Origin of the sequence: Streptomyces sp. NPDC002580, assembly GCF_042889485.1 — a bacterium.
Lineage (GTDB): Bacteria > Actinomycetota > Actinomycetes > Streptomycetales > Streptomycetaceae > Streptomyces.
The window spans coordinates 382501-396199 of the sequence record NZ_JBIAQZ010000009.1 but is presented as its reverse complement, the minus strand read 5'-3'; the positions used below and the strand labels follow the sequence as shown (position 1 = coordinate 396199).

The window sequence follows — 13699 nt, the reverse complement described above, 5'->3', positions numbered from 1 at the left end:
GGCGGCGGTCCGTACGTCATGGCCTCCTCAGCACCGGGCGCGGTCCGCCGCGTTCACGCCCGGTGCGGAACCGTCGCCGCCCCGTTAAGGGCCGGTACCCCGTGATCAGCTCGCCACGCCGAAGTCGAAGACGATCCGGGCCTGGATCCGGCCGCGCAGCACCTCGTCGATGGACTCGTTGACGGAGGAGAGCGGCCGGGACTCGCGGATGACTCTCGTCCTGCCAGCGGCGTGCAGGTCGAACACCTCCGTCAGATCCTGCCGGGTCCCGACGATGGAACCGATCACGGAGGTGCCGTTCAGCACGGTCTCGAAGATCGGGACCTCGATGGTGCCCTGCGCCGGCATCGCGACCAGGACGAGCTTCCCGCCGCGTCGCAGCCCGGTGTACACCGCGGAGAAGGCGGCCTCGTTCACCGCGAGCGCGATCGCGACGTGCGCGCCGCCGTGCCGCTTGAGCACCTCTCCCGGGTCCTCCTCGCGGGCGTCGATGACGATGTCGGCGCCGAGTTCGCGGGCGAGTTCGAGCTTCTCGTCGGTGACGTCGATCGCCGCGACGGTCGCCCCGGCGATCTTCGCGTACTGCACGGCGAGGTGACCGAGTCCGCCCACGCCGGAGATGGCGACCAGCTGGCCGGTCCTGACGTCGGCGACCTTCAGCGCCTTGTACGTGGTGACTCCGGCGCAGGTGAGCGGGGCGGCGTCGAGCGGGGAGATCCCCTCCGGCACGGGCTGGGCGAAGTCGGCCCAGGCGAGCATCTTCTCGGCGTAGCCGCCGTCGCACCCGTAACCGGTGTTGATCTGCTGCTCGCACAGCGTCTCCCAGCCGGAGAGGCAGTGCTCGCACCGTCCGCACGCCCGGCCGAGCCAGGGCACGGCGACCCGCTGCCCGATCGTGAGATGGGTGACCCCGTCGCCCAGTGCCTCGACCAGACCGACGCCCTCGTGTCCGGGGACGAACGGCGGACTCGGCTTGACGGGCCAGTCGCCCTGGGCCGCGTGGATGTCGGTGTGGCAGAGCCCCGAGGCCTCCACCCGGATACGGACCTGGCCGGGGCCGGGTTCGGGGTCGGGCCGGTCCTCGATGACCAGCGGTTCACCGAACGCTCGTACGACTGCTGCCTTCATGGGATGTCTCTCCTTGCGCGATCGGGCCGTGATCGGTGCTCGGTCCAGGGCGGCCCGTGAAGGTCGCCGATCCCCTGCGGGGACCGTTCGCCCACGGGGGGGCCGTAGGGCCGTCAGGGGGACGGAGTCCCCAGCGGAGCCCCGCCCCTGCGGCAGCCGGCTCAACCGACTGCCCGCGCGGACGGCCGGCAGTTCGGCCCAGAGCCTGCCGGCGCCGAGGTGTCGCCGCCGAAGGCCAGCGCCAGGACGATCAGGAGGGCGGCGTGGACGGGGTGGCGGTCGACGATCGGAGCGACCGACCTGCTCGGCGAGCCGTCGGACAGGCGCTGGGCGGGCAGCCACTCGGCAACCCGCACCAGTCCCATCGTCACCATGCCCGCAACCGCGGAGATTCGCAGCGCGACCCCGGCGATCACGGCCGGTCCGATCCCGGGCAGCCAGGCCATGGGCAACGGTCGGCCCACGTGGGGCCCGCCCGGGCGCTGGAGGGGGCGCGGGCCGGCGGGCGGCCGCGCGAACCCGCTCCGCGGTCGGACTCACGGACCGACCCCAGTTCGATGTACGCGCCAACCTTTTATCCGGCCTCGCGTTCCGGGTCCGCGCCATCGCTTTCCGCGAGCCGTGCTCGTCAGAGCCCTGAGCGCTCGCCCGCCGCGCGGAGAGTGTCAGCCGGCCGCTCCGGCGGCGGCCGCGCGGTTCGTCGGCCCCGTCGCTCGGCCCCGGCCACCACGCCTGGATCTCCCGGTTCAGAACGCCTTGGGCGTTCATGAATTCGGACGCCGAATTCAGCTCCGCGCATTCTTTGCCGCCCGCCCGTTCACTCCCGCGAGCCCCACCTGAGAGCGGGAATATACGGCCGGGAAAGTGCCGTGAAACACCCTGGAAACCGGCCGACTTGAGGCTGTGGACCGCACTTTCAGGAGGTCGTCTCCTCCACAGCCCGAGGGGGTTCTATTGTCCAACGGTTCCCGAATCTTCCGTCGCGGGATCGCGGCGGGTGCCACCGCGCTCGCGGCGGTCGTCGCGCTCACCGCGTGCGGCGCCAAGACCGACGCAGGCGGTACTTCGGACAAGGCCGCGAAGGCGGACGTGAGCGGCGACACCGTCAAGGTGGGCCTGCTCAACTCGCTGTCGGGCACGATGGCGATCAGCGAGGTGACCGTACGCGACTCGCTGAAGCTGGCCATCGGCGAGATCAACGCCTCGGGCGGAGTGCTCGGCAAGCAGATCGAACCGATCAGCGAGGACGGTGCCTCCGACTGGCCGACGTTCGCCGAGAAGGCGAGCAAGCTGATCCGGGAGGACCGGGTCGCGGCCACCTTCGGCTGCTGGACCTCCGCGAGCCGCAAGGCCGTCAAGCCGGTCTTCGAGAAGAACAAGTCGCTGCTCTTCTATCCCGTGCAGTACGAGGGTCTCGAGCAGTCCCCGTACATCTTCTACACCGGCGCCACCACCAACCAGCAGATCGTCCCGGCCCTCGACTACCTCAAGTCCCAGGGCAGGAAGCGGATCTACCTGGTCGGCAGCGACTACGTCTTCCCGCGCACCGCCAACAAGGAGATCAAGGCGTACGCGAAGGCCAACGGCATGAAGGTGCTCGGCGAGGACTACGCGCCCCTCGGCTCCACGGAGTTCGGCACGATCGCCAACAAGGTCAAGGCGTCGAAGGCGGACGCGGTCTTCAACACCCTCAACGGCGACTCGAACGTGGCCTTCTTCAAGGAGTACAAGTCCGCGGGCCTCACCGCCAGGAGCATGCCGGTGGTCTCGGTGTCGATCGCCGAGGAGGAGGTCAAGTCGATCGGGGCGCAGTACCTGGCGGGCCAGTTGACGGCCTGGAACTACTACCAGACCACCCCGGGGGCCGCGAACACCGAGTTCGTGAAGGCCTACAAGTCCGAGTACGGCCAGGACAAGCCGACCAGTGACCCGATGGAGGCCGCGTACACCTCGGTCTACCTGTGGAAGGCGATGGTCGAGAAGGCGAAGTCGTTCGACCCCGAGAAGGTCAAGGCGGCCTCCGACGGCATCACCTTCGACGCCCCCGAGGGCAAGGTCACGGTGGACGGCGCGACACAGCACATCTACAAGACCGCCCGCATCGGCAGGATCGGCTCCGACGGGCTGATCAAACAGGTCTGGGACTCCGGCAAGCCGATCGAACCGGACCCCTACCTGAAGGGTTACGACTGGGCCTCCGGCCTCTCCTGACCACTCGTCGCGCGGGGCCTGCGCGCACAGGCCCCGCGTCCCGACTCCCCGGAGCCGCCGTATGACCGTGATCCTCGGGCAGTTGTTCACCGGCGTCAGCATCGGTGCCGTCCTGCTCCTCATCGCGCTCGGCCTGTCGCTCACCTTCGGCCAGATGAATGTCATCAACATGGCCCACGGCGAGTTCATCATGGCCGGCGCCTACACCACGTACGTCCTGCAGAAGTCCGTTTCCGGTGCGGGAATTTCGCTGATCGTCGCGCTGCCCGTCGCCTTTCTCGTGTCGGGGGCGCTCGGCGCGCTGCTGGAATGGCTGCTCATTCGCCGGCTCTACCTCCGTCCCCTCGACACCCTTCTTGTCACGTGGGGTGTCTCGCTGATGCTTCAGCAGCTCGCCCGTGACATTTTCGGGGCATCGAATGTGCAGACCCGCGCACCCGATGTCCTCACCGGGAACGTCACGGTCATCGGCGGCGCCGACCCGCTCACCTTCGCCAGCAGCCGACTGTTCATCCTGGGGCTCGCCGTCGCGGCGGTCGTGGCGCTGTCCCTGACCCTGCGGCTGACCCCGCTCGGGCGGCGGATCCGCGCCGTGGTGCAGAACCGGGACCTGGCGGAGGTGTCCGGGATCTCCACCGGCCGCGTGGACCGCACCGCCTTCTTCATCGGCTCCGGGCTCGCCGGGGTCGCCGGGGTCGCGCTGACCCTCGTAGGTCCGATCGGACCGACGATGGGCACCAACGTCATCATCGACGCCTTCCTGGTGATCGTGGTGGGCGGCATCGGACAGCTCAGGGGCAGCGTGATCGTCGCCTTCGTCCTGGGCGCGCTGCAGTCGGTCCTGGAGTACTCCACCACCGTCAGTGTCGCGAAGGTGCTGGTCCTCGTGGCCATCGTCGCGTTCCTCCAGTGGCGGCCCCAGGGCCTGTACACGCTGCGCACGAGGAGTCTCGTATGACCACGACCGCTCCCCTGCCCCCGAAGGCCGGGCAACTACCAGGCGGCCGAGGCAGGTTCGCGTCCCTGCGGTCCGGCGCCGGCTTCGCCCTGGCCGCCGTCGCGCTCTTCGCGGTCGCCCCGCTCGCCCTGTCCGACTTCCGGCTCGGGCTGCTCGCCAAGTACCTGTGCACGGCCATGGCCGCGGTCGGCATCTGTCTGGCCTGGGGGCGCGGCGGCCTGCTGACGCTGGGCCAAGGAGTGTTCTTCGGGCTGGGCGGCTACGCCATGGCCATGCACCTGAAAATCGCGGACGCCGGACCCGGCGGCCTCCCCGACTTCATGCAGCTCTACGGGACCGCCACCGAACTCCCGTGGTGGTGGCGGCCGTTCGCGAATCCGGCGTTCGCTCTGGCTGCGACCGTGCTGCTGCCGATGGCCGTAGCCGCGATCCTCGGCTCGTTCGTCTTCCGGCGCCGGGTCAAGGGCGCCTACTTCGCCATCCTCAGCCAGGCGCTCGCCGCGGCCTTCGCGATCTGGCTGATCGGCCAGCAGGACACGACCGGCGGCACCAACGGACTCACCGACATCCAGGGCTTCTTCGGCTACGACCTGAACGACCCGGTCAACCAGCGGATGGTGTACTTCGTCATCGCCGCGGTGCTGCTCCTGCTGATCGCGCTGGCCCGTCAGCTGATGCACAGCCGCTACGGCGAACTCCTCGTCGCCGTAAGGGACTCGGAGGAACGGGTGCGCTTCCTCGGGTACGACCCGGCGAACGTGAAGCTCGTCGCGTACGTCGTCGCGGCGGGCATGGCCGGTCTCGCGGGGGCGCTGTTCGTGCCCGCCGTCGGCATCATCTCCCCCGCGCTGGTCGGCATCGTGCCGTCGATCGAGCTCGTCATCGGCGCCGCGGTCGGCGGCCGGGCGAGCCTGGCGGGCGCTGTGCTCGGGGCGATCGGCGTCGCCTGGGCCAGGACGGCCCTGTCGGAGGAGTTCCCGGCGGCCTGGACCTACTTCCAGGGCCTGTTGTTCATCGTCGCCCTCGCGTTCCTGCCGGGCGGGCTCGCCTCTCTGGCCGGGATCGCGCGGCGGTACCGGGCGAACCGAGGACCGGCTGGAGACACGGCATGACGGAGTTCGCGGACAGTGCGCCGGCGGGTCTGGAGATTCGGCGGCTGCGGGTGACCTTCGACGGTTTCACCGCCGTCGACGGGGTGGACCTCGACGTGCGGCCGGGTGATCTGCGCTTTCTGATCGGGCCGAACGGCGCGGGCAAGACGACTCTGGTCGACGCGGTCACCGGACTGGTGCGGGCGACGGGGTCGGTGCGTTTCGAAGGGGCCGACCTTCTCGGCCGCAGCGTGCACCGCATCGCCCGCTCGGGAATCGGCCGCACCTTCCAGACGGCCACTGTCTTCGAGGAGTTGACGGTCCTTCAGAACCTGGACATCGCGGCGGGTGCCGGGCGGGGCGCGCTGACGATGCTGCGCCGCCGCAGGGACGTGCCCGAGTCCGTGGCGCGTGCCCTGGAGACGGTGGGCCTGACGGGCTTCGCCCACCGTCCGGCCGGGACGCTCGCGCACGGCCGGAAACAGTGGCTGGAGATCGGCATGCTGCTCGTGCAGGACGTGCGGCTGCTGTTGCTCGACGAGCCGGTCGCCGGCATGAGCCACGACGAACGACAGTCCACCGGCGAGCTGTTGGAGCTCATCAGCCAGGAGCGGACCGTCGTCGTCATCGAGCACGACATGGACTTCATGCGCTCCTTCGCGCGCAGCGTGAGCGTGCTGCACGCGGGCCGGGTGCTGAGCGAGGGGACGGTGGCCGAGGTGCAGGCGGATCCGAAGGTGCAGCAGGTGTATCTCGGCCATACGGCCACCGGGGACCCCGCGGCGAGCGTGCCGGGACCGGCCGCCGCGCGGGAGGCGTGATGCTGGAGATCGACACCGTCCATGTCGGTTACCACCGCAGTCTCGTGCTGCACGGGGTCTCCGTCGAGGTGCCCAGGGACGGGGTGGCGGCGGTGCTCGGGCACAACGGCGCGGGCAAGAGCACCCTCCTGCGAGCGGCCGTCGGACTACTCGACCCGCAGAGCGGCTCCGTCCGCCTCGACGGCGAGGACATCACCCGCCGCAAACCCCACGAGCGGGTGGCACGCGGTATGGCGTACGTCCCGCAGGGCCAGCAGGCCTTCCCGCACCTGACGACCGCCGAGAATCTCCAGCTGGTCGCGGACGGGCGGCGGCGCGGTAAGGAGGCGGTCGCCGGGGCGCTGGACCTGTTCCCGGCGCTGCGCGCCCTCTCGGGCCGCCGCGCGGGCCTGCTCTCCGGGGGCCAGCGCCAGCAACTGGCCATCGCCCGCGCCCTGGTGACGGAGCCTCGGGTTCTTCTTCTGGACGAGCCCACCGAGGGCATCCAGCCCTCCGTGGTCGCCGAGATCGAGGAGACGATTCTCGCGCTGACCGCCCGGGGCGGTCTGTCGGTGCTCCTGGTCGAGCAGCACGTCGGCTTCGCGATGCGGGCGGCGCAGCGCTACTACGTCCTGGAGGCGGGCCGGGTCACGTCGTCCGGCGCGGGCGGCCAGGACGCCGAACGGGCGGTACGGGAGGCGCTCAGCGTGTGAGCCTCCCCGTGGCTCACACGCTGTCAGCTGCTCGCGAGGGTCCCTCTGGCCCGCTCGAGGTGGGCGCGTTCCGGCGCGCTTCCGGTCAGCGTGATGGCAGCGTCGTACGCCGATACGGCCGCGGTGCGCCGTCCGAGCCTGCGCAGCAGATCCGCCCGTACGGCGTGGAAGGCGGGGTAGGTGTCGAGGTCGAGCTCGTCGACGAGGGCGAGGGCGGTCTCGGGTCCCTCGGTCTCCGCCACGGCGACGGCCCGGTTGAGTGCCACGACCGGGCTGGGGGCGAGGTCCATGAGCTGGTCGTACAGCCGGCGGATCTGGCCCCAGTCCGTGGCGGCCGCGGTCGGCGCGTCGCTGTGGACGGCGTTGATCGCGGCCTGGATCTGGTACGGCCCCGGCCGGTCGCGGCGCAGACAGCGGCGGACGAGGTCCTGTCCCTCGGCGACGAGCTCCCGGTCCCACCGGGTACGGTCCTGGTCGGCCAGGAGGACCAGCTCGCCCCCCGCGGTCGTGCGGGCGGGCCGGCGGGCCTCGACGAGCAGCATCAGCGCGAGCAGGCCGAGGGCCTCGGGCTCGTCCGGCATGAGTTCGACGAGGAGGCGCCCGAGGCGCACCGCTTCGGCGCAGAGGTCCGCACGGCCGCCGTACCCCTCGTTGAAGACGAGGTAGACGACGGCCAGCACTCCTCTGACCCGGTCCGGCAGGTCCGCGTCGCGCGGGACGCGGTAGGGGATGCCGGCGTCGCGGATCTTGGCCTTGGCGCGGACGATCCGCTGGGCCATCGTGGTCTCGGGGACGAGGAAGGCTCGCGCGATCTGCTGGGTGGTCAGGCCGCCGAGGAGCCGCAGGGTGAGGGCGACCTGGGCCTGGGGGGCGAGCGCGGGATGGCAGCAGGTGAAGATCAGCCGGAGCCGGTCGTCGCGCACGGGACCCTCCTCCACCGGTTCCTCCGGGGCGTGCAGCCGGGCGGCCTCGACGTGCCGGGCCGTGCGCGTGGACTCGCGGCGCAGCCGGTCGACGGCGCGGTTGCGGGCCGTGGTGATGATCCAGCCGGCCGGGCTCGGCGGTACGCCAGTCTCCGGCCACTTCGCCAGGGCCGTGGTGAACGCGTCCTGGACCGCTTCCTCGGCGAGGTCGATGTCGCCGAGGAAGCGGATCAGGACGGCGACCGCCCGGCCGTACTCGGCGCGGAAGACGGCCTCGACGTCGGCGCCGCCGACCGGCATCAGTCCTCGGCCTCGTGCGTGAACGGCCGTACCTCGACGGGGAGGGTGGTCGCCAGCGTCGCCTTGCGGCCCCACAGGAGCGCGGCGTCGAGGTCGGGTGCCTTGACCAGGCAGATCCCGCCCAGATACTCCTTGCTCTCCGTGTACGGCCCGTCGGTGACCAGGACGTCCCCGTCCCGGGCCCGCAGCACGGTGGCCGTGTCCGGCGCGTGCAGTCCGCCGGCGAACACCCAGGCACCGGCCTCGCGGAGCTCCGCGTGGAACACCTCGAGGTTGTGCATGATCTCTTCCAGGACCTCGGGCGCGGGCGGCTCGCCCTGCGGCTGCATCACGCTCAACAGGTAGTACTTCATGACGTGTCCTTCCGGGTGTTCCGTCGCTCGCCTTCTCACTGACTACACGAACGAGAGCGCGCCGGATCGACACACGCCACGACGACAGCGGGAGATTCCGTCGATGACCGTTCCACCGCATCCGCTCGTCACCGCGGCACGGAGACTGGCGGCCGATGTGCTGGCGCCCCGAGCGGAGCGCGTCGACCAGGACGGCATACCCGCGAGCAGCGTCGAGGCGGTCAAGCGCTCGGGCCTGCTCGGGATCAGCGCCCCGGTCGGGTACGGCGGGTCGGCGGCGCCCGCCGCCGTGGTCAGGGAGACCGCGGAGATCCTGGCCGGCGCGTGCTGCTCGACCTGGTTCGTGCAGACCCAGCACCACACCCCGGTGACGACCCTGGCGGCGAGCGTCCTTCCCGTCCGGGAGCGCCTGCTCGGCCCGCTCGCGCGCGGGGAGTTGCTCTCCGGGGTCGCCTACGCCCAGTTGCGCGCGCACCCGCGGGTTCCCGTGCGGGTCACCAGGGAGCGCGGCGGGTGGCGCTTCGACGGGAAGGTCCCCTGGTACACGGGCTGGGGGCTGAACGACGTCATGCTGCTGGCGGGGGTGACGGACGCGGACGAGGCGCTGTTCGCGTTCACCGAGGCGCGGGAACAGCCGGGGCTGCGCCCGTCCCCGCCGATGCGGCTGGCCGCGCTCACCGCGTCCCGGACGGTCTCGCTGGAGCTGGACGGGCTGTGGCTGCCCGAGGACGCGGTGGCACTGCGCACCCCGTACGCGTCATGGGCGGTCACCGACCGGCCCAAGAACACCAACGCCTCACCGGCCGTGTTCGGGGTCGCGGCGGCGGCGATCCGCCTGCTGGAGGGCGACGCTTCCGCGAAGGAGACCGCCGCCGCTCTGCGGGAGCGTCTCGACGCGGTCCGAGGGCAGGCGTACGAACTCGCCGACCACCCCGTGCCGACCGAGCGCGTCGACGAGCGCCTGGCGTGCAAGACACGGGCGTACGACGTGCTGCGGGCGGCCACGACGGCGGCGGTCGTGGCGGGAGGCGGCCGGGCGATGGACCTGCGCAGCCCCGCCCAGCGGCTGGCCCGCGAGGGGATGTTCCTGCTGGTGCAGGGTCAGACCGCCCAGGTGCGCGCCGCACACCTGGGGTCACTGGGGTCCCCGGGGTGATCAGGCCCTCCAGCTCACCGGAGATCCGGAGATCCGGAGATCCGGAGATCCGGGTGGCCCGGTCACCGGGGTGCCGGGTCCCGGCACCCCGGTCGGGCTGTCGGTGGGGGCCTTCAGCCGGCGAAGGGCACCTGGGACGCGGTCGCGGGCGCGGGCGTGAACGGGTGCCGCCACAGGCCCGTCGCGGCGAGGCGGGGCAGGACGCCCTCGCCGAACCAGTAGGCCTCCTCCAGGTGCGGGTAGCCGGAGAGCACGAACTCGTCGATGCCGAGGGCGTGGTACTCCCTGATCCGCTCGGCGACCTCCTCGTGGCTGCCGACCAGTGCGGTGCCCGCGCCCCCGCGCACCAGCCCGATGCCGGCCCACAGATTGGGGTGGATCTCCAGGCCGTCCCGGCCGCCGCCGTGCAGCGCGAGCATCCTTCGCTGGCCCTGCGACTCGCTGCGGGCGAGCCCCGCCTGCACGGACCGCACGGTCTCCGGGTCGAAGCCGTCGAGGAGCCGTCGCGCCTCGGCCCAGGCCTGCTCGGAGGTGTCGCGGGTGATGACGTGCAGCCGGACGCCGAACCGGAGGGTCCGTCCCTCCCGCTCCGCGAGCCCGCGCACCCAGGCGATCTTCTCGGCGACCTGCGCGGGTGGTTCGCCCCACGTGAGGTAGACGTCGGCGTGGCGGGCGGCGACCTCACCGGCGATGGGCGAGGAACCGCCGAAGTAGACCTCGGGGACCGGGTCGGGGACCCGGGCCAGCCGGGCGTCCTCGACCCGGAGGTGCTCGCCGGACAGGTCCACCGTCTTGCCGTCCCACAAGTCCCTGACGATCCCGAGGAATTCGCCGGTACGCCGGTACCGGGCGTCCTTGTCGAGGAAGTCGCCGTAGGCACGCTGCTCGTGGCTCTCGCCGCCGGTCACGACGTTGAGCAGCAGGCGTCCGCCGCTCTGCCGCTGGAAGGTGGAGGCCATCTGCGCGGCGAGGGTGGGCGACACGAAGCCGGGCCTGAACGCGACGAGGAACTTCAGACGCTCGGTGTGCCGGCTGACCATCGCGGTGGTCAGCCACGCGTCCTCGCACCAGGCACCCGTGGGGGTGAGCGCACCGACGAACCCGAGGTCCTCCGCGGCCCGGGCGATCTGGCTCAGGTAGGCGACCGTCGGCGGCCGGTCCTGACCGGAGGCGGTCGCGGGCGAGCCGTGGCCACCGCCGACGACATGCCGGCTGTCTCCGTTGGTGGGCAGGAACCAGTGGAAGGTCAGGGACACGACGGTGTTCTCCGATCAGGGGCCGGACGGGCGGACGGTGGTTACGGCTGACAACTCGGCTCGGTAGAAGGCCATTCGGAGGCCGTCGGCGTCAACCCGCCACCGCGAGCAGGGAGGTGCGCCCCAGGACCGCCGAGAACTGGTCGACCACCTGGGCCAGGGCCTCGGCCGCGCCCGGCGCCACGGCGACACTTCCGTCCGGTGCCGTGGTGATGTCCTTGTCGAGGGTGAACCAGCCCTGCACTATGTGGGCCGCGCCCATGGAGTTGAGCACCGGGCGGAGCGCGTAATCGAGGGCGAGCACATGGGCGGTGCTGCCCCCGGTCACCAGCGGCAGCACGGTCTTCCCGGCCAGGGCGTACTGCGGGAGCAGGTCGAGCAGGGCTTTGAGAACTCCGGAGTAGGCGGCCTTGTAGACGGGGGTGCCGATGACCACCCCGTCGGCGCGGGCGAACAACTCGGTCGCCTCGACGATGGCGGGGTGCTGGAAGTCAGCGCCGAGCAGGGCCTCGGCGGGGATCGTACGGACGTCGAGGGGGATCACCTCGTGGCCCTGCGCGGCGAGCCGGGCGTCGAGGTGACGCAGGAGCCTGGCGGTGCGGGAGGAGACCGAGGGACTGCCGGAGACGGACAGGACGGTGGCCATGAGTCCTCTTTCATGAGCGGGTTCCGCGTGGATTGCGTGGGCGGGGTTCCGGGCGGACTTCGTGGGCGGGGTTCCGCCCGGGACCCGGTGAGCGGGTCCGGGCGGGCACGCCGCCGGGCGGAAGGACATGGGGTACGCGGACGGGGCGTCGCGGTCGCGGTCGACCCGGTGTCGCGACGAACTCGTGCCCCCGTCAAGGGAGTCGGGCCTCGATCGCACGCACCGCGGGCGGCGGGGCGACGGTCGGGGCCGCCGCTCGACGACGGAAGGGTTCCGGGAGTTCGACCGTGGTCCGGGCGGTGAGACACGGACGCGGGCGGACGCGATACGGGGAAGGACGCCGATTCACGGCGGGGAGAGGATCACCGGGGGCGGAACGGCCCGCGAGAAGGAGGCCCCGCCGTCGGGATCGTCAGACTTCGCGGCAACAGAAGGAACTGGAGACACGCGCGAGGTCGACATGGCGTCGCCGCGTGAGGTCCAGTCGTGTCTTCATGCCGTCGATCGTCGCAGCCCCTGGTCCGGACAGTCAAGGAACGGCGGACCGGTCTCGCATCCCGGACCACCCCGGCGAACGCGGTGACGGGAGGGCCGGTTCTGTGACCATCCGAAGAGTCACTCGTTTGACTGAGCGGCGTGACACGACGTCAGTTCCTTCGGAAGGCATCCGTCCCATGCCCCTGTCCCTGCCTCCGCGTTCGGTCCGACCCGAGCGGACCACGCTCGACCGGGCGGAGCCCGCCCTCCTCGAGGAGTACGGCCAGCTGGTGCGGCTCGCCTACCTCACCCTGCCTCCCTCGCTGAGCAGGCACCGGCGCGTCCTCCTGGCCCACTCGCTCGTGCAGCGCTCGCTGCCGGGCTCCCCCGACCGGGACCCCGTGCCTCACCCGCGGCCACCGCGCGGCACCCCCCGCCCGTCCGTCGCGCGGCGGGACCGGCCGGACGACCGTGTCCCGCGCCCGGCGCCGGCATGGGGAAGTCCGCCGCGCGGCGGGTCCCACCCGCTGGCGCCGCCGCGTACCCCGCTTCCCGTGCTGCCCGTCGTCTGGGGATTCCGGCGGTTCTCCCAAGCGGGGTACGCGAAGGGGCGCGCGCCGGGCCGGACCCCGCTCGACTCGACGGCCGCCGCGCGCGCCGCGTTCGTCCCGCGCGGCGTCGACGACCGGACGGACGCGGCGATCGCGACGCTGCTCCGCGCCGCGGGGGTCACCGACCCCGAGGGTGCCCTCGGGTCGGCGGCCCGGATCGCCGCGTCGGCGGGCCGGGCGGCCCGGACCCTGCTCGGATCACGGGAGTTCGACGCCTGCGCGGTGCGGACCGGACCCGCCCGGCCGACGCGACGACGCCAGGTCCGGTTCCTTTGGGGCGCGGTGTCCGGCCTCGTGTTCACCGGAGCGCCGCCCGCGCGCTCCGCGTCGGCGGGGTCCGCTCCCCCGGCGGCCGGCGCCGGTTCCTCCGGTGCGGCACCGTCCGGCCCCGCGGATCACGTCCTTGCGCCGGGGGACGTCCGGGCCCGCGGCCCACGGGTCGGCCTCACCACCCGGCCCACGCGTGTCGCCCGCGCCGACGACCCCGAGCCTCTCACCCGGGTCCTGCCGACCGGGGCCCGGCCGGCACGGGCCGGACGGGTCACCGCGACGGCGGGTACGCCCCTGGGGTGACGGCCCGTCCGGAGCACGGCGCACGCACGTCCCCGGCCCGGCCCGCGGGGCGGGCCGAAGCTCCGGGCCGTGCGGGCCGGGCCGGGCGGGGCCGACTCCGGTCGCCGGGCGGGCCGAGGCTCCGAGCCGGGCGAGACCGGCTCCAGGTGCGCCGGGCGGGCGAAGCTCCGGTTCAGGCGAGCCGGAGGGGCGGGGCCGACTCCGGTCGCGGGGGGTCCGCCTCAGTCCTCGTCGCCGATCGGCGCGACCACGAGGAAGGCGTCGGACTTCAGGTCCATCACGACCGTCGCCGCCACCCCTTCGGTCCGGCGTCGCGCCGCGTACTCCTCGGCGGTCCAGGATCCACGCGGAGCCCCGGCGGGAAATCGTTCCAGCACCTTTGTGCCCATGACGGCAGACACCTCCAGCTGCGACCTCGGACCCGCGGCGACGAGTCCCGTGGGATCCGCTTGCCCGGATTCCGCCGCACCATGTCGGCTTCGCGCGCCACCCGTCGGCGGTGC

15 protein-coding genes are annotated in these 13699 nt (G+C 72.3%); 7 read left to right on the top strand and 8 right to left on the bottom strand.

What is annotated here, in order from left to right:
• Positions 1-105 precede the first annotated feature (105 nt).
• Positions 106-1128 carry a zinc-dependent alcohol dehydrogenase gene (locus ACFYW7_RS27735; RefSeq protein WP_389507090.1) on the bottom strand — a complete coding sequence of 341 codons (1023 nt, stop codon included), beginning with the start codon at positions 1126-1128 and terminating at the stop codon, positions 106-108.
• A gap of 161 nt (positions 1129-1289) precedes the next feature.
• On the bottom strand, positions 1290-1574 hold the full coding sequence (locus tag ACFYW7_RS27730; protein ID WP_389507088.1) for a hypothetical protein: 285 nt from the start codon (positions 1572-1574) through the stop codon (positions 1290-1292).
• 508 nt (positions 1575-2082) lie between these two features.
• On the opposite strand from ACFYW7_RS27730, the gene urtA reads away from it, so the two are divergent.
• The 5 genes from urtA (at position 2083) to urtE (ending at position 6901) form a co-directional block, all read left to right on the top strand.
• Entirely contained in the window at positions 2083-3339 is a 1257-nt protein-coding gene (gene urtA / locus ACFYW7_RS27725; RefSeq protein ID WP_389507086.1) for an urea ABC transporter substrate-binding protein, read from the top strand.
• A 61-nt stretch (positions 3340-3400) separates the two neighbouring features.
• Positions 3401-4297 carry an urea ABC transporter permease subunit UrtB gene (urtB, locus tag ACFYW7_RS27720; protein WP_389507084.1) on the top strand — a complete coding sequence of 299 codons (897 nt, stop codon included), beginning with the start codon at positions 3401-3403 and terminating at the stop codon, positions 4295-4297.
• Positions 4294-5409 carry an urea ABC transporter permease subunit UrtC gene (gene urtC / locus ACFYW7_RS27715; protein ID WP_389507082.1) on the top strand — a complete coding sequence of 372 codons (1116 nt, stop codon included), beginning with the start codon at positions 4294-4296 and terminating at the stop codon, positions 5407-5409. The genes urtB and urtC overlap by 4 nt, the downstream gene beginning before the upstream one ends.
• Positions 5406-6209 (top strand): urea ABC transporter ATP-binding protein UrtD, encoded by an 804-nt coding sequence (gene urtD, locus ACFYW7_RS27710; protein ID WP_389507080.1) that lies wholly within the window; start codon positions 5406-5408, stop codon positions 6207-6209. The genes urtC and urtD overlap by 4 nt, the downstream gene beginning before the upstream one ends.
• Positions 6209-6901 (top strand): urea ABC transporter ATP-binding subunit UrtE, encoded by a 693-nt coding sequence (gene urtE / locus ACFYW7_RS27705; protein WP_389507077.1) that lies wholly within the window; start codon positions 6209-6211, stop codon positions 6899-6901. The genes urtD and urtE overlap by 1 nt, the downstream gene beginning before the upstream one ends.
• Before the next feature lie 23 nt (positions 6902-6924).
• Here urtE and ACFYW7_RS27700 read toward each other — a convergent pair whose 3' ends face one another.
• Both ACFYW7_RS27700 and ACFYW7_RS27695 read right to left on the bottom strand, forming a co-directional pair.
• Positions 6925-8124, bottom strand: coding sequence for an RNA polymerase sigma factor (locus tag ACFYW7_RS27700; protein ID WP_389507075.1), 1200 nt, complete (start codon positions 8122-8124; stop codon positions 6925-6927).
• Positions 8124-8477 (bottom strand): YciI family protein, encoded by a 354-nt coding sequence (locus tag ACFYW7_RS27695; RefSeq protein ID WP_389507073.1) that lies wholly within the window; start codon positions 8475-8477, stop codon positions 8124-8126. The genes ACFYW7_RS27700 and ACFYW7_RS27695 overlap by 1 nt, the downstream gene beginning before the upstream one ends.
• A gap of 103 nt (positions 8478-8580) precedes the next feature.
• On the opposite strand from ACFYW7_RS27695, the gene ACFYW7_RS27690 reads away from it, so the two are divergent.
• On the top strand, positions 8581-9633 hold the full coding sequence (locus ACFYW7_RS27690) for an acyl-CoA dehydrogenase family protein (RefSeq protein WP_389507071.1): 1053 nt from the start codon (positions 8581-8583) through the stop codon (positions 9631-9633).
• A gap of 113 nt (positions 9634-9746) precedes the next feature.
• Here ACFYW7_RS27690 and ACFYW7_RS27685 read toward each other — a convergent pair whose 3' ends face one another.
• The 3 genes from ACFYW7_RS27685 to ACFYW7_RS27675 all read right to left on the bottom strand — a co-directional run bounded on the left by ACFYW7_RS27685 (position 9747) and on the right by ACFYW7_RS27675 (position 12031).
• Complete coding sequence (locus ACFYW7_RS27685) at positions 9747-10889, bottom strand: LLM class flavin-dependent oxidoreductase (protein WP_389507069.1); 1143 nt, start codon at positions 10887-10889, stop codon at positions 9747-9749.
• Positions 10890-10980: 91 nt separating this feature from the next.
• Positions 10981-11535, bottom strand: a complete 555-nt coding sequence (gene ssuE / locus ACFYW7_RS27680; protein WP_389507067.1) for an NADPH-dependent FMN reductase — start codon at positions 11533-11535, stop codon at positions 10981-10983.
• Between the two features lie 412 nt (positions 11536-11947).
• The gene (locus ACFYW7_RS27675; protein WP_358855171.1) at positions 11948-12031 is read right to left on the bottom strand and encodes a putative leader peptide; all 84 of its coding nucleotides are present in this window, start codon (positions 12029-12031) and stop codon (positions 11948-11950) included.
• A 178-nt stretch (positions 12032-12209) separates the two neighbouring features.
• Between ACFYW7_RS27675 and ACFYW7_RS27670 the strand changes: the two genes are divergently transcribed.
• Positions 12210-13196 carry a hypothetical protein gene (locus ACFYW7_RS27670; protein WP_389507065.1) on the top strand — a complete coding sequence of 329 codons (987 nt, stop codon included), beginning with the start codon at positions 12210-12212 and terminating at the stop codon, positions 13194-13196.
• A 221-nt stretch (positions 13197-13417) separates the two neighbouring features.
• On the opposite strand, the gene ACFYW7_RS27665 is transcribed toward ACFYW7_RS27670, so the two are convergent.
• Complete coding sequence (locus ACFYW7_RS27665) at positions 13418-13585, bottom strand: hypothetical protein (protein ID WP_389507063.1); 168 nt, start codon at positions 13583-13585, stop codon at positions 13418-13420.
• Between the last annotated feature and the right edge of the window lie 114 nt (positions 13586-13699).

Bases quoted from the DNA above. Each gene is read 5' to 3' on its own strand.
- ACFYW7_RS27735 (WP_389507090.1), bottom strand. From the start codon at position 1,128: ATGAAGGCAGCAGTCGTACGAGCGTTCGGTGAACCGCTGGTCATCGAG.
- ACFYW7_RS27730 (WP_389507088.1), bottom strand. From the start codon at position 1,574: ATGGCCTGGCTGCCCGGGATCGGACCGGCCGTGATCGCCGGGGTCGCG.
- urtB (WP_389507084.1), top strand. From the start codon at position 3,401: ATGACCGTGATCCTCGGGCAGTTGTTCACCGGCGTCAGCATCGGTGCC.
- urtC (WP_389507082.1), top strand. From the start codon at position 4,294: ATGACCACGACCGCTCCCCTGCCCCCGAAGGCCGGGCAACTACCAGGC.
- urtD (WP_389507080.1), top strand. From the start codon at position 5,406: ATGACGGAGTTCGCGGACAGTGCGCCGGCGGGTCTGGAGATTCGGCGG.
- urtE (WP_389507077.1), top strand. From the start codon at position 6,209: ATGCTGGAGATCGACACCGTCCATGTCGGTTACCACCGCAGTCTCGTG.
- ACFYW7_RS27700 (WP_389507075.1), bottom strand. From the start codon at position 8,124: ATGCCGGTCGGCGGCGCCGACGTCGAGGCCGTCTTCCGCGCCGAGTAC.
- ACFYW7_RS27695 (WP_389507073.1), bottom strand. From the start codon at position 8,477: ATGAAGTACTACCTGTTGAGCGTGATGCAGCCGCAGGGCGAGCCGCCC.
- ACFYW7_RS27690 (WP_389507071.1), top strand. From the start codon at position 8,581: ATGACCGTTCCACCGCATCCGCTCGTCACCGCGGCACGGAGACTGGCG.
- ssuE (WP_389507067.1), bottom strand. From the start codon at position 11,535: ATGGCCACCGTCCTGTCCGTCTCCGGCAGTCCCTCGGTCTCCTCCCGC.
- ACFYW7_RS27675 (WP_358855171.1), bottom strand. From the start codon at position 12,031: ATGAAGACACGACTGGACCTCACGCGGCGACGCCATGTCGACCTCGCG.
- ACFYW7_RS27670 (WP_389507065.1), top strand. From the start codon at position 12,210: ATGCCCCTGTCCCTGCCTCCGCGTTCGGTCCGACCCGAGCGGACCACG.
- ACFYW7_RS27665 (WP_389507063.1), bottom strand. From the start codon at position 13,585: ATGGGCACAAAGGTGCTGGAACGATTTCCCGCCGGGGCTCCGCGTGGA.